This is a genomic window from Sphingobacterium psychroaquaticum, assembly GCF_004421025.1.
GTDB classification, from domain to species: Bacteria; Bacteroidota; Bacteroidia; order Sphingobacteriales; family Sphingobacteriaceae; genus Sphingobacterium; species Sphingobacterium psychroaquaticum.
Genome location: NZ_CP038029.1, coordinates 3,221,713 through 3,239,944 on the forward strand (window position 1 = coordinate 3,221,713; position 18,232 = coordinate 3,239,944).

The 18,232-nt window shown below is 44.0% G+C and carries 12 protein-coding genes; all 12 read right to left on the minus strand.

The window, feature by feature from the left end; translation table 11 throughout:
• Positions 1–13 precede the first annotated feature (13 nt).
• Positions 14–739 carry a DUF4843 domain-containing protein gene (locus E2P86_RS13295; protein WP_134433493.1) on the minus strand — a complete coding sequence of 242 codons (726 nt, stop codon included), beginning with the start codon at positions 737–739 and terminating at the stop codon, positions 14–16.
• A 7-nt stretch (positions 740–746) separates the two neighbouring features.
• Positions 747–2,246, minus strand: coding sequence for a RagB/SusD family nutrient uptake outer membrane protein (locus E2P86_RS13300; RefSeq protein ID WP_134433494.1), 1,500 nt, complete (start codon positions 2,244–2,246; stop codon positions 747–749).
• 10 nt (positions 2,247–2,256) lie between these two features.
• A complete protein-coding gene (locus E2P86_RS13305) occupies positions 2,257–5,691 on the minus strand; it encodes a SusC/RagA family TonB-linked outer membrane protein (protein WP_166785205.1) in 3,435 nt (1,144 codons plus the stop codon).
• Between the two features lie 241 nt (positions 5,692–5,932).
• On the minus strand, positions 5,933–6,907 hold the full coding sequence (locus E2P86_RS13310; RefSeq protein WP_134433496.1) for a FecR family protein: 975 nt from the start codon (positions 6,905–6,907) through the stop codon (positions 5,933–5,935).
• A gap of 83 nt (positions 6,908–6,990) precedes the next feature.
• Positions 6,991–7,563, minus strand: a complete 573-nt coding sequence (locus E2P86_RS13315) for an RNA polymerase sigma-70 factor (protein ID WP_134433497.1) — start codon at positions 7,561–7,563, stop codon at positions 6,991–6,993.
• Between the two features lie 287 nt (positions 7,564–7,850).
• Complete coding sequence (locus E2P86_RS13320; protein WP_134433498.1) at positions 7,851–8,531, minus strand: ATP-binding cassette domain-containing protein; 681 nt, start codon at positions 8,529–8,531, stop codon at positions 7,851–7,853.
• The gene (locus tag E2P86_RS13325) at positions 8,509–9,444 is read right to left on the minus strand and encodes a hypothetical protein (protein WP_134433499.1); all 936 of its coding nucleotides are present in this window, start codon (positions 9,442–9,444) and stop codon (positions 8,509–8,511) included. Before E2P86_RS13325 ends, E2P86_RS13320 begins: the two co-directional genes overlap by 23 nt.
• 311 nt (positions 9,445–9,755) lie before the next feature.
• Entirely contained in the window at positions 9,756–12,122 is a 2,367-nt protein-coding gene (locus tag E2P86_RS13330; RefSeq protein WP_134433500.1) for a TonB-dependent receptor, read from the minus strand.
• Positions 12,123–12,131: 9 nt separating this feature from the next.
• Positions 12,132–14,495 (minus strand): TonB-dependent receptor, encoded by a 2,364-nt coding sequence (locus E2P86_RS13335; RefSeq protein WP_134433501.1) that lies wholly within the window; start codon positions 14,493–14,495, stop codon positions 12,132–12,134.
• Positions 14,496–14,548: 53 nt separating this feature from the next.
• Positions 14,549–15,811, minus strand: coding sequence for a hypothetical protein (locus E2P86_RS13340; protein WP_134433502.1), 1,263 nt, complete (start codon positions 15,809–15,811; stop codon positions 14,549–14,551).
• 25 nt (positions 15,812–15,836) lie between these two features.
• On the minus strand, positions 15,837–17,081 hold the full coding sequence (locus E2P86_RS13345) for a hypothetical protein (RefSeq protein ID WP_134433503.1): 1,245 nt from the start codon (positions 17,079–17,081) through the stop codon (positions 15,837–15,839).
• Positions 17,082–17,101: 20 nt separating this feature from the next.
• The gene (locus E2P86_RS13350) at positions 17,102–18,199 is read right to left on the minus strand and encodes a hypothetical protein (RefSeq protein ID WP_085471100.1); all 1,098 of its coding nucleotides are present in this window, start codon (positions 18,197–18,199) and stop codon (positions 17,102–17,104) included.
• Between the last annotated feature and the right edge of the window lie 33 nt (positions 18,200–18,232).

Below are 18,232 nucleotides of genomic sequence, written 5' to 3' on the forward strand. Positions count from 1 at the left end.
ATCGAATCAATTGTTAAGGAATAATAACACGGTTGCCATTTTCGTCCAGCATCGGACCATGTTCCTGTTCATAATTATACAGTCCAAAGCGCGCCTCTTGGATCATCTGATTGGATACCTGTGGAAACAGTCCACCGACATTCCAGCTGGTAAAGTTCAACAGTTGCGTCAAAAACAAGATCTTTCTCGCCGAATAATCGCCAAAGCGGCTCTGCCAGTACGTATCCCAGATGCTCGGCTTGGTGAGCTTATCCGTCAAGGTAAATTTGTAGGTCAACCGGTCGTATTTTGCGCCCCAATTATCATTATAACCGGGTTTAAAAAACTCATTTTCGACCACATGAAAAACAGCGCTTACAATACTGTCTTTAAGTCCCGCCCGTCGATAAAAGATCAACTTAGCTTCGCCATCGGAACTGTTTGCTGGAATTAGTAAGCTCTCCCATTTGTAGTGATATCCTTCCTTCGCAGTCGTTCCTTCCTCTTGCTTCATGGTGATGCGTCGATCCACATTGGATGGGAAGCCCATAATCCGGAAAGGTATGGTGACCGTATCTGTGCGAACGGCTTGCTCCGCAAAAGCGAAACTATAGTTTACGCTATCCGTACCATTCGAAGCGCCATATTTATAAATGTATACCCGGGGATCCTCTTCGTACATCAGTTTCTCATCTTCCTTGCAACTTTGAAAGGCAAGCAAAACAGCGAACAGGATATTTATATATTTTAATAATTTCATAATTCTCTTAGTTTAGGCCAAACTCTATTTCATTGTTAGGCTTCGGTAATACATACTTGGCGTTATTCATCGTTCCCCCTACCGTATTTTGCAGGGTTGTAAAATTCTTGCGCTTATAGTAGTACCACAATTGACCTTCCGCATAAAACTCTTTGCGATATTCCTTAAACAGCTCATTGTTGAGCAGCGTTGTTGTGTTAATTGCTGTTGCTGTAAGTGCCGGAATAAGACGTGCTGTACGCACCTGATTCAGGTATCCCAACGCCTCCGCTATAGTCTCACTGGATTCGGCAGCGATGTAATACATTTCCGCCAGTTTGATCATAGGCACGAGCTTTTGGTTGACATTGGTGACATTCGCACCCACATAATATTTGGTGCTATACACTGTCGATGCATTAAACTGGCTCCATCGGGTGGCCGAAGCTTGAGGACCACGAATATCAATCGCATGATTCGCTACAGTGACCTCATAGTAACTGTTTAAGTTGGCAAGTGTCGTAAATAAATCCTGTGCCTCAGCGGTGCTGCTTTCTGTTTTGAAATAATTATCAGAAACAATTTTTAGATCGGATTTATAAAGCGAGAACACATGTTCGGTACTAAAGATTGTATTGGACTCCTTTATTGTCGGGTTCGTGATATTGGTATTGCCATTAATAAAAAAGAACCCCTTGCTATCGATGACTTCTTTCGCGTATCGCAATGCTTCCGGCTTATTGTTAACATACTGATAAACTTTAGCCAAAAGTGCTTTCACCGCCCAATAATTCAAACGATTCTGACGGAACATCGTAAAGAGCTCCAAGGATTTATTATCGGCATTATCTCTGATTTGATCGATGACAGGATACACGGCTAACAGCTCCTCTGCCGCTTTTAAATCTGCGATAATGGCATCGGTCACTTCGGTGGTCGACAAAGACTTTCCGGGATTTACCGTAAAATCGGTCATATATGGAATCGTGGCTGTACTCGCATCGGCTCCGCTCGCTGGCGCGGGTCCAAAGAGGCGTAAGAGATCAAAATGAACCATGGCACGGATCGCCAAGGCTTCGCCTTTCACCAGGTTAAAATTCGACCCTGAGAATAGGTTCTTTTTGCCATCGATTCCCTGAAGTATATAATTTGTTTGAGCAATTACGCTATACTGTGTAGACCAGATATTTGCAATCACTTTAATGACCTCAGCATCCAAATAATTATAGCGTGCCAACTGTCCGTACGAATCGGTCGTTTGATTGGCTTTATTTTGATAGAGCTGCGCAAGGACATCCAATGTTCCATAACTCACATCCTTGCCGTAGCTTTTTGAATCGGCCATCTTTTGATAGGTACCGACCAAGGCATCGACATACCCCTGCTCTGTTGAAAACTGTTTCTCCTCGGTGGTCTGTGTGCTTGGCTGTACATCTAACCATTTGCTACAACTGGTCGCGAGTAAGCAAAATGACAGCAATAAACAGCCCATGTATTTTTGAGTGTATCGTATATGTTGTTTCATCATTTCTCTTCTTTTAAAAACTTGTGGATAGTTGTAATGTAAATGACCTAGCAAATGGATAATCTAAACCGCGTTCCCTACGAATGCTGGACAATCGGAAAACATCATTCGAGTAGGCTGTGATTTTCGTATTCGATAAGCCCCATTTGCGGATCGTCGTATCTTTAAATCGATAAAAGACCGATAAACTTTCCAGGCTTAGCAAATTATCATTTTGAACAAATCGGGATGTCGCATAGGTAGGTGTTGTAATAGCGAAACCATCGGCATCGATTAAGCCTTTATAGAAACTATGATCGCCCTGCTGTAACCAACGTTCGTCTGCCACACGCTGATCGACATTATACAAACGAACATTTACATTTTCAACGCGATCCACTAAGGTCTGATTGTAGGCTTGTCCGCCTACACGGAAACGGAAGAATGCGTTCATTCCAATGCCATTGACTTCAAAACTTGTTCCGAAGGTTCCCTCCAGGTCGCTTCTGCTATCGCCGATAATAATTTGATCGAGTGGATTGTATGTATTGGAACATTTTCCATCTCGCGTGAGGAATATCTCATAACCCGAGGCAGGATCGATCCCTAAGGAAGGAACGGCCCATATCGCTGTCGTGGATTGCCCTTCGGCATAGCGCGTAATAGGCAAAGATGACAGCTGCTCGTTGGCTGATTTATTAAGCGCAGCTATGGTATTCGATACTTTTGTAATCTTATTCTTTACCGAAAAGAGATTCAAAAAGATCGACCAGTTATTCCGGTTTGTGCGGCTAGCAATAATATTGTAGCGTGAATAGAGCTCCCATCCTTTCGTTTCGAGGTCACCCATATTTTCTTTATAATCTGCAAAACCGGTAGACGGCGCCGTCGAGATACTGGCAATGGAACCCTCCGTTTTCTCGATGTAGTAGTTGGCCGATAGGTCTAATCTATTGAACAAGGTGATATCGACTCCAAAGTTATTTTTTTGCGTCTTTTGCCACGCCAATGCGTCGTTCCCAAAGCCCAACAAATATGTACCGATAAGCCCGCGATATTCTGTTGCGTTGAAATACCGCGAGGTGGTCAATCCGTAAAAAGAGTCAAAGTTTTGCGACCCGGTATAGCCGAATGAGTATCTTAGTTTAAGGCGATTAAGGTATTCTATATTTTTGAAGAGTTCCTCTTTGTGCACATTCCACCCCGCTCCTGCCGACCAAAATGGTGCGAATCTGTTCTTACTACCAAACTGCGAAGACCCATCTAAACGGAATGAAAAATCAAGGAGGTAGCGGTTATCATAGGCATAACTGGCATTCGAAAATAAACCGGCCAGGCGTTTGATATTTTCTGTTCCCTCCGGGCGTGTTCCCTCCTGAAACTTCAACCCTTGCGTAAGGTTATCCATGGTCGCATTAGGGAATCCCACAACCCTAAAGCCTTCGGTATAGTTGTCTTCTTGGCTGAAGTTTGTTCCTAACGTCGCAAAAACCAAGCTCTTACCAAACGTTTTGTTCAGATTTGCAGAGAATATCCCCTCGTAGCGTTGACTTTTTCCATAGGTTTTATCATACGATCCCTTTTCGAAGGTTGTCGTATTGGTAAACGAGGAGTGCTGCGCAGGCAGGAACCGATCGGCCTCATCGGCCTGATACATATACGCAAAGGTTCCTTTGACACGCAACCACGAAGCCGCTTGCCACTCCAATGCAAAATTATTAATGATGTTATTGTATTTGGTTTTATCTACAATATTCAACGAAGCATCGTATAGTGGGTTCGTTGCCCGGCCTTTATAACCGGTTAAATTATCGTAGGTATCAAAATTCGTTAATCTCGCTCCCGTATCTTCGTTAAAGATTTCCTCGAGGTAAATTTTGTAGGATCCATCCGCATTAAAAGGTGTCCAATACGGATTTAATTGCGTGTATTGACGAAACGAACCATAAGGTGAATTATTTCCCTTATTGGTCGTTAATGTAAGATCATTTTTAAAGATCAAATTCTTGTAACGGTACGACAGGAACGTATTTCCGGTCATTGTTTGTCTATTTGATCCCTTCATCGCACCGGCATTATTGTAATAATTTACACTAATACCATATTGCATTTCCTCTTGTCCCCCTTCCAGGTACACATTATGCTTTTGTCCGATACCGGTGCGCACAGGTTGCGCGAGCCAATCCGTATTTACGCCCGACAAGATCTGCCCTCGGCGTGCGTTGTATATCGTTTTTAACTGCTGATCGACGGCGTTCCATGTATTATCATATACACCGATCTTGCGCTCAATTTCCAATTTATCAGCCGCATTCAACACATTATATCCCGAAAGATCAGCCGCTTCGATGGACATATTTCCGGTATAGGTAACGTTGAGTTTTCCGGCCTTGGGGCGTATCGTCTCGATAACCACAACACCATTTGCCGCTCTGGAACCATAGATGGATGTTGCTGTTGCATCTTTCAGCAGGTCAATGCTCTTGATTCGCGTAAGATCCAGATCATTGATACGCGTCAGGGATACCTCAAACCCATCGAGAATAAACAGGGGCGTATTCGGATTATTAGCGTAATTGAACGGTCCCGAGGTGCTCGTATTCGGGTCAATCAAACTATTCCCACCACGCAATGTAACATCCGGCAGTGCATTGGGATTGGAACCTAAATTTAGATTTTCAGGCATTTGAAACGAAGGATCCAATGATTTTAGTGCGGTCAACACATTATCACTGGACACATTTTGGAGTTCCGCTTGCGTAAAAGAGCGCGCTGCTCCGGTATACATCTCTTTTGGTCGTTCAAATAACCCCGTGACAACCACGTCTTCGATTTGTTGTGCCTGGTCTGGTTTCAGGGTCACCAAAAGACGGGTTCGTTTCCCAATTACGATTTCCTGCTTTTGATAGCCAATAAATGAAAATACAAACACCGTGGTATCGCTCGGCACCGCCAATGACCAATGTCCATTTTCGTCGGTAGCCGTACTCGAGTTTGCCCGGCTATCCTGCGGCAGACGTTCCCAATGTCTGATCACTACCGAAACACCGGCGATTGGTTTCCCCGATTGATCGACAACCTGACCACTGACCCGTTGCTGCTGTTGTGCAGCAGGAAGAACGACGGTAAGGGGTTCACGTGGGGATCCTTCTTTTTGGAAAAGCACAATGTTTCGACCACGTTGTTGGTACCCAAGTGAAGTATCCTCCAGTAATAGCGTTAGGGTTTCACCGATCGTTCGCTTTTCTGTACGTAGAGCGGATACGGTATATTTATCAACGACCTCTGATGGGTAGAAGACCCGCATACCTGTTTCACGCTCCAGTTGCTTCAAGGCATTGCGTAAGGAAGAAACTCGAGTTCCCATTTCCACGGTGGTGGTGTTAATATTCTGACCGACGGTTGTATTGGAAGCTAAGAGATTGATGGTCAAGGTCAGTAGCAGCCCACATATTAAATTGACCCGCATAAGAAAAAGTAGATTTGATCGCTTAAGCAAAGACGGAAAACGACATAGTCCTCCACTTGCAAAAAACAAGAATTTTTGCATTATTTGTATTAGGTTAAAATGTTTGTCAAAAAATGTTTTAAATCTTAAACTCCCTTCATGCTTCCGACGGCGGTGGGGAGTTTTCTTTTTTATCGCACCTTAAGGATCTTGGTTTCTTTTGTTCTTCATTCGTTGTTCATATTAATAGATTAGTATTAGGTTAATTACAGCCTTGTCCATTTATTTCGATGATCTTTCCTTCTTTTCGATACGTCGCATTTCGCGTCGTACATAAGATAGGGAGTAATTCGTCGAGGGTTTCTATCCCACTAAAAGCACCACTTACGGGACAGTTGGCTAATTTTTCGTTTTTAAACTTGATGACCACACCATAGCGCCGCTCCAACTTAGCTGTCAATTCTCCAAAGGGCTGCCAGTCAAAGCTTACATCTTGCGCAGCCCATCGCATCGCCGTTTCTGTCACATCATGAACTTCTTTAGGCGCTGTTTTGTCGGCTTCTTCATGTACGTCCACTTGCTGGTTCGCTGTTAACTCGACGACGGTTTTATTATCGCGCTCTACCCGAACCTTACCACGCTGAACGGTAACCTGCACATCGCTATCGTTTGGATTTGCACGAATAGTAAATGCAGTCCCCAAGACAACCGTTTTTACGGCTCCAGTATGGATAATAAAAGGTTGACCCGCGCGGTGACTGATATCAAAATACGCTTCGCCTATCAATTCTACTTCCCGGCTATCGCCCGAAAAATCAGTGCGATATACCAAACGACTTCCCGGCCGTAACACGACGCGTGAACTATCCGGCAGCAAGACAAACCTATTTTCTACTTGTGTAGTAGGCGTCTCGGCAATTAAATTTGTTGCCGATGGGCTTTCCATTTTCCAGAACGCAAAACCAAGAACGGCCAAAAGAACGGCAGCCACAGCACCCAGATACCAAGTCCAACTAATCGCCTTACTCGCTCTTTGCGTGGGGTCCTCCAGGCGTTGCCATACATTCGCCTTTATGCGTTTCCGTACTTGCTCCTCGTCCTCTCCTGCCTCAAGTTTCCATACCAGATCATCCGCAGGCTGTTGGCGATACCACGTCAAAAGACGCGATCGCTCCTCCCTGCTGGCCGTACCCAGCATGTACTTATCCATCAAATCATGTAATTCCTTATGATCCATAAATTCGGTCGTTATTAGTAAGTACCCTAGGGAATGGGGTACCCCTATATGGGTTATTAAAAAAAATAGGTTATTTAACTGATTTAGAAAAATAGAAAGGCCAAGAATGTAAAACCGACTTTACGCAGGCTAACACGCAATACTTTTAAGGCCCTTGTGATATTGGCCTCCACGGCTTTTTCTGAAATATCTAAGGTATCCGCGATTTCCCGATGTGTCATTTGTTCACTTCGGCTGAGTTGAAAAACCAATCTGCAGCGGTCGGGCAATGTTTCCACCACGCCATTTACATATTCTTGCAAAAAGCGGGCATCGATTGCTTCTTCATCGAGCTGCATCTGGTCATGCGGCAATACCTCTTCTCGAATTAATTCCTGGCGGCGTCGACGCTGCAGGAACTTAAACGTAGAAAATTTAACAGCCGTTGCCAGATAACGATCCAGATTATCAATCTGTACATCCTGGCGACGCTGCCACACCGATACAAAGACGTCCTGCACAATTTCTTCGGCTAGTTCTTTGTCTTTGGTATGTTGAAAGGAGATTGCTAACAACCTCTTCCAATAGTGGTCATAAATTTCACCAAAGATTTCTTTGTCTCCTATCCGTATGGAAGCAATCCACTTTTTTTCAAATTCTTCTCTCTGAGTTCTCATTCTCTTGCCTCCTTTTTGCGACACACCGGTCTTCGAATAGACGCATACCAAGTGTGTGATGTTTACCTACCGCAACATAAATCATTACCTTGTTGATTGCCGGCAGACAAATATAAAAATAGTTCGCATTAAAGTCTACTAGTTTTGTAGTTTAATTAGTTAGTTCAACCGGTAGCACCGGTGCCCTACAAATTTTAAAACAGCATTTAAAAACTACAATAGCCGTGGCTAAATTCAAAAAAAATAAATAAAACTAAGCACAAAACCGTAAAAATTTCAGAAACCACCTAGTTTCCGAACAACTTATCCAAATCTTTAGCTAATAAATTTTCCTTCAACTCTTCTTCGAGGCGACCAAAATCAGCCTGATCCATGTGTTTTAAGAAGGTTCCATCTTGTAATAAGAACATTTCATCACAGGTTTCGGTGAGTGTTGAAAAGATATGCGATGAAATGAGAATGGTTTTTCCCATCGCTTTTAAACGTGTAATAATTTCAGTAAGCATCATACTGCTCTGCAGATCTAACCCATTATAAGGTTCATCCAGAATAAAATAGTTATTGTCCTGTAAGAGAATCCCCAGAATGGCAAGCTTCTTCTTCATCCCAGTGGAATAGGTGCTTACATACGCTTGTAACGGCAGGTCGAAAATATTTCGATCCAAAAGATCTGTTATCCTTTTTTCTCTCGCTTCGACCAACAATGTTAAATATTCCTGGCCCGTGATGCGCGGGAGGAAGTATTGTTCTGCTAACAAATAGCCTAAATGATCTTTAAGCGGCGTATGTGCACTGCTGATCTCTCCCTGATGGGACTCTAACCCAGCGATGCAACGAAACAACGTACTTTTACCCGCTCCGTTCGCCCCCACAATGCCATAGGCTCTCCCGCCCAAAAAGCGTGCAGAAATATGCCGAAGAATAGATGTATCACCAAATGTTTTGCTAAGCTGTTGTATTTCGATCATAAACGATTTGAATATTTTTTTTTGCTTTGGAATAATAGTACGGAAAAAGGGCAATAACGAGTATCGGAATAAAAATGCAAATGACAAAAGAAAACCCTTCTATCAAGCCTATGGGTTTCGGGTATGACTTATATTTTAAAACAACCATAAGCGCTAACAGCAGGCAACCAATTATCCAGCATAATGCAATCCATGGCGTCTGTTCGCGGAAGAAAAAACTCATCAGGGTTAGCAAGGGTAAAATCAATCCCGAAAGTTGAATAGCTCCTCGACCAATTTTATATCCGAGAAATCGATCTGGTGAACGACTGTTGCTCCATAAGATCTCCTCGGGTTCAATTACACTATATGCATCCCCTACCGCAACGAGGATTATTACTGCCGCTGCGAAGATGGAAAGATTGAAGTTATCGACATAGATACCGATGGCTCCCAAACCATACAGCGCAACAAACAACCAGAAGAACTTCCGAAAAAGGATGATAAATTCAAAGGGATATTTTCGGAAGGGCGTGGGAAAGCTCCTCCGCGTTTGAAAGGTTAGGGTATTCATCGAAAACAGATAAGCAGCAACGGGTAAAATCCCCAAAGCAAACCAAGCCCCAACCAATCCAGCCAAGATAACGAACGGAAGAATGTATAACAGACTTTCGCAGAGACGTACTTTCCTAAACTTTTTTTCTGGAAACGTTGTTTTTAGGAAGTCTATCCGCTGGCTCCCGGCCTGTGTCAATAAAAAGGATGTTCCGGTGTATAGAAGTAGTAGGTCCGCATAATCCGGAAAACGCTGACATATAAAGTACCCTGCGATCAAGAGCCCGATCAATACGAGCATACCGACCCAAAAAGGGACACCTACTTCTTCAATAGATCGTTTCGCTATTCTGTATTGTAAGGCGAAGTAATAGTTCATGGCTAAATTTCTTGCGGATCAATTTAGCAAAAAAAAGAAAATTTTGTATCTGCTGGGTGTTTATAATAAGCTACAACGTCAGGATGCATAACGCTATTCCTTTCGACAAGAGGCCTGCAGGAGCTTGGCATTGTCACATTCGTGTTGCAAGGAGCCAGATTTGACGCGAAAACGTTAATATTTTGTTAAAAAAAGCTGTAAATACAATAAAGGAACAGGATTTGCAGTTATTCTAGTAATTCATAATTTAGGTTAATAATTGGTTAGTAGAAAAACCTGAAGCTCCCAACTTCAGGTTTTTTTTATGCTTTTTACCGTTGTATACGGTAACTGACCCCGCCGATCACTACGCGTCCCGGTTGCCCCGGCATCAGCAGATGTTTAAAGTCTAAAATATTATCAACCGTAAAACTTAGGGTTACACGATCTTTCAGGAAACGTTTTTCTATATAAGCATTTAGCAGAAGGTGATGCGGCACAAATGTGTCGTACCGATCAATAAACTGGTTGTTATTATAATCTGCAAAAGGATATTTACCGCGGTAATTTATACGCAGAGAAGCGCTGGCATTCCACGGTTGATACCGGTAGAAGAAGCGTGCATTCAACATATGTCGGGAACGATTCACAATTCCCCAATAATCGTTCACTGTAGGTGCAACAGATACGCCGGTCTTCGGGTTATGGAGATTCTGGTTGTATGGCCAGTTCCCGACACGGATGCTATCTTGGACACTGCGGTCCTTCGAGATAAGATACTGATAGCCTACATGGACCTGCAGCGCATTCCACGGCTGCCATTGCAAATTCATTTCCACCCCTTTATTCGTTGATTTTGGCAGGTTTTGATAGGTATATATCTGTCCAATATGGGTACCCGTAGCAACAGGTATAGGATCAATCTGATGGCGTAGATCATGATAAAAAACACCCGCTTCAATCGTAAGATTTGCCTGTGGTTTCCATTGTGTACCAATGTTGTAAGAGGTACTTTTTTCAGGTTTCAAGCTTAAGCTTTTGTTTATCTGGTCAACAATAGGAAATACCTCACTTAGCTCTCCTGCCGCTTGCATTTGGTCTAATGTTTCCTGCAGACGTTCATTACCAACAACCAGATAATTGGCTGCTGGATTATAAAACACCAAATAACGCATCCGATAGTCTGGTGCCTTTAAGCCGGCCCCCACCCCTGCTTTCCATGACAGTTTATCATGGAGGTAATACTGTAGGCCAAAACTCGGATTTATACGCCCTCCATAGGAACTGGTACGATCGTAGCGGATACCACCGCGCACGTCCAACTTCTCTAGAAAACGCTTATCGCCCTGCACATAACCAAATAATGTAGTCAGATTCGGTATAGCACCTATCGCTTGATCACGCATTGTTTCTAAACTTCCGCCGAAGCCTCCCGTTACATTCAAGCCACTGCGATACGCCTTGGAGAATTGCTGTTCATACCGGTGTACTTGCTGCGTAAATTTTAAGGTGGCATTGTTAGCCGTCTGTCCCTCCCAGCGATTTACCTGATCTACGTTATAGTGAGATAAATAGTAGCGACTGACACTTTGAATGCCCGATCTAAACTGGTGGTTTAACGTAAGGGAGAAGTTAAGATCTCTTTCCTCTTGAATATCCCGATTTTGCCAGGTATTGTCCCAGTTTTTCGACATATCGGAGCTTCGTATACCGTATCTAAAAATAGCCCCTATAGTCGTGTTTTTCTTCACTTGATAGCGTACCCTCGACTGTAGATCCAAGTTACTGTACGGCGGACTTGATTGGCCGGACTGCAGGTATGGCGTCGTACTAAAACCGTCGGTACGGTAATAGTTGGCACTCACGTTGACCGCCCCCCGCTGATGCATAAAAGGAGCTTCCGCATCCACGGTTGCATCGACCATGCGCAGGCTTCCATACCGAAAAGACAACTGCGATTGCGGGACAACTGCGCCGTAGCGCGTAATGATATTAATGGCTCCGCCTAGGGCATCACTTCCAAATAAACAGGAAGACGCTCCTTTGATAATCTCTATTCGTTCAATGTTGCTAACCGAAATACGCGATAGATCAAAATTACCATTATTACGACCAACCATCGGCTGCCCATCAATCAAGACCATCACATATTCACTACCGAAGCCTTGCAGCTGCACCCCTACGGAGCGACTGCCCCCAGAAACATTGCTTACGATCGCAATCCCTGTTTGTTCTTTGAGTATTTCATCCAGCCGCCGGCTGCCCATCTGTTCGATGGTCTGCCGCGTTATAACATGCATGGGCATGGCAGACCGGGAGAGACGAAGCAACTGATCGAGAGACTCTCGCTCTATCACCGTTTGGGTCACCTGAATCTCCGCAATATCGCGGGCTCGCTCCGACAGGACAACCTCTTTGAACGTCTGTTTCCCCAGGTGAACGGCCACCGTATCTGAGGCATCTAAGAAACCCGCCTGCGTCACTAACATATAGTAAGTACCGGCATACAAGTTCGGGAACACAAACAAGCCATTCGCATCCGTTTCAATACGGTGGTTATCCGGCGCCAGGGTCACTGTGGCTCCCGGCACTGCATGTCCAGTACGTGTTGCCACCTTCCCTTTCAAACTTCCCGTTTGTCCTGAAACGGGGAACCATAGAGCAAATAAACAAACCGTTGCGAGCAATCGTACCATCATCGTAAAAGCTTATTTATCGCTGTACAATTGATACGTTAGTCCCATAAAGTAAACTCTCCCTGGCTGAAAAGGCATTTTGGCGTCCACAAAATTCAACATATTCTCTGTCGTCGCACGAACAGCCAAACGTTGCTTCGGAAATTTTTTCTCCACGCCTGCATTCAAAAGATAATGCCCCCGCACAAAGGTGTCGTACCGATCCAAGTAGCCATTGTTATTTCGATCACTAAACGGGTATTTACCGCGATAATTCATTCGTATATTAAAGGTCATATGTGCGGGTTCATAGGTATAAAAAACACGCGCATTAAACATGTGGTTCGATCGATTTTCGATACCCCAATAATCTTTCGAAGTAGGGGAATAATTTACAGAACCACCCTGCGGATCAAACAATGGGGTGTTATATTTTCCACCTTCACCAATCTCTTTGGCAATACTTCTGTCTTTCGCGGTAAGGAATTGGTACCCTCCACTAAGGTGCAGATTGTTCCATAGTTTATAGGAAAACGAAAAGTCTGCGCCCTGGTAGTAGGCTTCAGGATTATTCCGATAGGAATAAATCAAGCCACCCGTTATGTCCATCCCAATCAACACACGATTGATTTGGTTTTTAATATCATGATAGAAAACACTGGCTTCCGCTCGGAACTTTCGGTTAGTATTTTCCCATATCAGACTCAAGTTATAAGACTTACTCATCTCCGCATTTAGCGCCAGCCCCTTGATCTCATCGTAAATTGGCTCCAGCTCGTACTGGCTCACCTGTCCGCTTTCACGCAGTTGGTTGATGACATCACGCATGCTGGCGGTGCCAAGAAGCATGCTGTTTATTCCGGGATCGTAGGACACTTGATACAGCTTTTTCATATCAGGTGCTTTAAAAGCCGTGCTATAGGCCATCTTAGCAGATAAGTTAGGGAGAATACGGTATTGCAGTGCCGCACTGGGATCCAGGCGCCAACCATACTTCGCAATGTTATCGTAACGAAGACCAAAAGTAATATCCAGCCGTGGCAAGGCCTTCCAGTTGGCTTGCGAATAGGCGAAGTGAGATTTAATTTCATTATTGGTCGTCAGAATATTCTGATCGATACGCTCGATTGTTCCCCCGACTCCAGTAATAACATCCAATTTATTAGGAATGGAATAGGCTATTTGTTGCTCCAACCGATGTAAATCCTGCCCGAAATTAGTTTGATTCAAACTATCTCCTTGTGATAAAGCAACAAACATATCCACATCAAAACGCGTGTAATAATAGCGTGTCATGCTACGCCAACGTGCATTGAACCGATGGTCAAAATTAGCCATCAGGTTGAGATCTTTCTCATCCAAGACATCTTCTGTTTGATAGTTGGTTCCCATAAATGCCTTATTCATAAAACTCCGTCGCATGCCGTAGCGTGCACTAACGGAAAAAGCGTTATTATCATTGAACTTATAACGGAAACGTCCATGTGCAGCGTAATTGTCATACGGCGGCAATGTGCTGCCTGTAATCAGACCCTGCGAAGTATTAAAACCTCCTGTGTGGTAATAATTCGCTCCCAGGGATAACGTTGCTTTCTTCTTTAGCAGTGGTGTTTCGCCATCAAAGGAAACATCTACGGTTTCATTGCTACCATACATCGCAGAGGCTACTGCTTGCGGCTGTAGCACCGTTTGTCGTGTAATGATATTGATGGTCCCTCCCAGCGCATCCCCGCCATAAATATTGGACGCCGCACCTTTGGTGATCTCGATACGCTCAATATTGCTGACACTAATCCGGGACAGGTCAAAATTTCCATTGTTACGCCCCACGATAGGCTGTCCATCGATAAGAATCATGACATACTCACTGCCAAATCCCTGCATCTGGACCCCCACCGCACGTGCTCCTGCTCCGATGTCGTTTACAATCGCAATCCCCGTCTGTTCCTTCACAACCTCATCCAAGCGACGGCTTCCCATCAGTTCAATCGTACGGCGATCAATTACCGTAACCGGCATAATGGAATTTTCGATCTTGACTAATGTCTCTGTGTTTGCATTGATACGTCTTCCTTGCACCGTTACCTGATCGATATGTTGTTGGTCTTTTTCCAGCATTATCGTACGGTTTCCCATCCCTTCTGTTAGCTTTATAGTGGATCGTTTGTAGCCCACCGCTGAAATTTCGGCCTGTATGGCCGACTTATTTATTACCAGAGAAAAGTGACCCAGGCTATCCGTTTTAGTACTTTTTCCATTTTCTAAAATCCGGATAGTAGCAGCGGGAATTTTCGTACCATCGGTATCTGTCACTTTACCGCGAACCGTAAACGTTTGCGCATGCCCGGTGTAGCTAAAAGAAAATAGACAAACTATAAGTATTATATATATTTTCATGTTATCGTCGTAGTGATGTAATGTATGTCCTTAAGTATGTGATGCGAAACAGCCTATTTTTTTGTCTTTAGGTTTCTGCTGCCATCCTTCTGGATAAAAAAACGAAAGGTCATAAAAGGACTGGGCCAATTTGCATCTGTTAATACTTCTGGTGCTCCTTTGTACATACTGATCAGCTGCAGTTTCCCGTAGAGATAACTGCCATCCGGTTGCTCCAAACGCAAGTAATACGCCTTGTAGGGGAAAGGTTTAGCAATAAAGGTACTGCCGTACTCATACCAGGAGTTTACGCCAGGCCCATATTGTGAGGCATAGCTAATCAACAAGTTATCAGCCGGTCTACTATCGAAAAACTCATCCTCTGGTGCCTCGTCCATAAAATCATACCCATACTCGTACATGATCAAGGAAGACTTTGTTATAGGACTACCCGTGCTGGGACCGATCTTGTTTCGACCATTATTGAGAAAGATCGTACTGTTCATCTCTCCGGTAAAAGCAAGGTCCCAGTCTGCTGTTTTGAGGTAGCGTGTTGAATCGGCAGCATCCCGGATAAAATGTTGCCAACCATCCTTAAAACGATATAGAAACATACTATACTTCCCTGCTTCTTTACCGCTTTTACTGTATTGTACCTGAACAAAATCTTTGTTTTCATTGTAGTTGGCATTGCTGGTCATGAGCTCCCACGCCGTACCATTATACAGGTAGACCCTGAAATTTTCATTATCACGATAAGCCCACCCTTTGCTTGGGTTGTTGGGGGGGGTACTCAAGAATCCCCGCCAATTGATCGTTATATTTTCGGCGTTATCCGCACTGCTTTTGGGTATAATATCCATTTGGTACCAACTGTTACTCCGTCGGATATAGCGGCGCTTATTTGAGGTATTCAAATAAGCCTCGTTATCGGAAACTGTTGCGGGATGTGAAATGGCTTCTTTCAACCAACGGATAGCGCGTTCGCGCACCAATACTTCGGCTTTCCATTCATCCGGCGTTTTGCCAACAGGATTTACATCCGCCCCTTCAGCGGCGTTGATCACCTCATTGGTCTGGGAGACAAAGCGGATGGAATCCGTCCATCGCGCGTTATAATAACGTTGTCGAAGGTAAAGGTCGCCCGTTTCAAAACGTTCTTCCCACCCATCCGTTGCTAGGGTATCTCCAGGGAGGTCATAGACAACGGTACTGCTGGCATCTTCAAAATTAGGCGTTAGATCTTCCAACTTATAGCAAGAGACAAGCACCAGCAACGTTATGACAGCCCCAAGAAGCTTGGGGGTTATATATACTATTTTACGTTTAATTTTCATGGATCTTTACCTAAGGCACAATACGTTAATTCACATCCGCTCTGGTAATGTAGGTACCTAGCGGCATTGCAAACACCTTTTTAGCAACGGCATAGCCTGTTGTTACGCGTTGATCTTTGTAGGCATACACAAAAGAAATTGTCTTCAATTGAACCCCTTGAGCCTGCAGTAACGCCGCAATAACCTTATGCTTCACTTGGTTCTCAGTAATCGTTAAGTCTTTGGCTTGTATATTAAGATAAGATGTCGCCGTGGACCCTGTACGGTGGAAGACATACTCTACAGAAGTAATATTTTTGAGTTGGTAAAGCGCTACGATCTTGCCATCATAATTATCATGTATATTCGTAAAGTTTAGTGTGATCTCGTCGCCTACATTTAGTTTTTGTCCCATTTGATCAAACTTAAAATCACCTTTAAGGTATCCTGGAGGCGGCGGACCAATATCAATTTTATCCCCCTCATATGTCCTTCCACTTACCTTCATGATCAACTGGTGTGCACCGCTTTGTTGTTCGGATGTATATTTCGGGAAGGCAGCTATGATTTTATTTTCAGTAATCGATTCAATATCACACTCTACCTCAAAGCCATCACTCAGACGTTTTATAAACACCCGGAAATCACTCGGGTCTCGTTGTGCAGACAGGAAGTACTCACCAATAATATTGATCATGTGTCTTGGTACAAACGTCTCTAACGGCCATGACACAACTTTTTCGCTGGTGAGGTGCTGCATCTCAATCGTTTCCGTTGTTTGATCCGTTCCTCTGAAAAAATGATGCCCGGTCACATTCGGTGCACGTAAACTTTGATACGAATTCAGTAAGGCATGCCCCCAGGCCACAGTCCTGTTCACGGTCTTAATTTCCGAAACTGTCGGCACAGGTAGATTGTACACCGGTTTTAAACGGAAAGCTTTGACAGAGCCGTCCTCTGCCGTTACGTTGTATATAGTTTTATCGGAAAAAGGTACAGCTACACCCGATGCCGGCTGTACGGTCGCACCATTCGCTACATGAATGGTCGGCGTGATTGTTGCAGGCAGGGGTACTGAAGGATCCCAATAGATGCTGATACTGTCTCCAGAGATAACGGCATTCACCGAATCTGTTCCATGTGATACGGTCGCAATTTTAAAACTTAAGATCTCCTTATATGGCTTTTGCTCATAATCATAATTCGTTTTATTACAAGAGGCTAAGAAGAGGCTTGAAAATAGAAGCCCCGCTGCTAGTACCGAAAATAGGTGATTATATATATTCTTCATGTTATGCTTTTAATTAGTCGTTATTTTTTTGGCTTGATCTCAAAGGATTTGTCTACCACCCCGGTACGAATTCCTTTTCCAAATCCAGTGTGGTCGGCGTAGTCAAAATAGAATACCATGCCATAGGCGGTGCTTCCGTACATTCCGGTAGGTATTTCCGGAACAATAACTTTCACCTCACGTCGTGTTTGCTTGACCACCGGAAATGCAATCTGTTGATCATACAAGGCAGCAGGAAAACCAGCAGGAACAGTTGCATCTTGCTTTTGGATTACTAAATACACCCGGTCTAGCTCCAAATACACCCCTTGACTCCCTACCATACCGAATGACGATGGTGTAAACGTTATGGTATCCCCGATTGCATAGCTCGCGGTGCTGCTGAAGAATGTAGGAAAAGGCTGTGAATAGGTTACTTTCATATCCGGTAGTGGTGCGCGACGGCCTTGGTGCTCCACCTCTACTTTATAATCGCCGGCCAATGCTTCGGGCAAAAGCTGCGCTGTCAGCGTATAATAAGCCTCACTAGGCAAAACTGAAACCATACTCACGAAATCATGATGTACTTTACCGGAAGTTTTATCCGTAAAATAGAACTTAGCGTGCGTACTTGTCGACGCAAAATTACCGTACACATTGAATTGAGCCGTAGCAATTTTACTGACTGGATTCGTATCCACCATGGTTGTGGTGTAGCCCGCTTGCAATGGAACGTTAAACGGTAAAAATGTCGGAGCGACATTGTAGGTGCGTACCGTACCATCGGTTCCTTTCACCCGGTATACGGCCGTTTCTCCGGTACGGATCGGATCGACACCACCATCTAAATTGATTTCCTCTCCCTTTTCGTCGATTAAGATTGCCCCTTCTTCCAATTTCAGTGCAGGAACCAGGTAGTCAATACCGAGATAATAGGGAATATAAATCGTGATGCTATTTCGGGTGTGATCAATAGCACCTAGCAGTGGCTGTGGACTATTTGTGATCTTAAACTCGAGGATCTTGTTTAGCGATTCTTTTTCATAGGCTACGACCTCGGTTTTACTACAAGAGTGCAGCAAAAGGCTTCCGAAAAGGCCAAGCAAGGGTATTGCAAATAACTTTATAATTTGTTTCATGATATTTAATTAATAAAATCGTTTAGGGTGTTA

Coding starts and splice junctions, on each gene's coding strand:
- E2P86_RS13295 (WP_134433493.1), bottom strand. CDS start 739: ATGAAATTATTAAAATATATAAATATCCTGTTCGCTGTTTTGCTTGCC.
- E2P86_RS13300 (WP_134433494.1), bottom strand. CDS start 2,246: ATGATGAAACAACATATACGATACACTCAAAAATACATGGGCTGTTTA.
- E2P86_RS13305 (WP_166785205.1), bottom strand. CDS start 5,691: ATGCGGGTCAATTTAATATGTGGGCTGCTACTGACCTTGACCATCAAT.
- E2P86_RS13310 (WP_134433496.1), bottom strand. CDS start 6,907: ATGGATCATAAGGAATTACATGATTTGATGGATAAGTACATGCTGGGT.
- E2P86_RS13315 (WP_134433497.1), bottom strand. CDS start 7,563: ATGAGAACTCAGAGAGAAGAATTTGAAAAAAAGTGGATTGCTTCCATA.
- E2P86_RS13320 (WP_134433498.1), bottom strand. CDS start 8,531: ATGATCGAAATACAACAGCTTAGCAAAACATTTGGTGATACATCTATT.
- E2P86_RS13325 (WP_134433499.1), bottom strand. CDS start 9,444: ATGAACTATTACTTCGCCTTACAATACAGAATAGCGAAACGATCTATT.
- E2P86_RS13330 (WP_134433500.1), bottom strand. CDS start 12,122: ATGATGGTACGATTGCTCGCAACGGTTTGTTTATTTGCTCTATGGTTC.
- E2P86_RS13335 (WP_134433501.1), bottom strand. CDS start 14,495: ATGAAAATATATATAATACTTATAGTTTGTCTATTTTCTTTTAGCTAC.
- E2P86_RS13340 (WP_134433502.1), bottom strand. CDS start 15,811: ATGAAAATTAAACGTAAAATAGTATATATAACCCCCAAGCTTCTTGGG.
- E2P86_RS13345 (WP_134433503.1), bottom strand. CDS start 17,081: ATGAAGAATATATATAATCACCTATTTTCGGTACTAGCAGCGGGGCTT.
- E2P86_RS13350 (WP_085471100.1), bottom strand. CDS start 18,199: ATGAAACAAATTATAAAGTTATTTGCAATACCCTTGCTTGGCCTTTTC.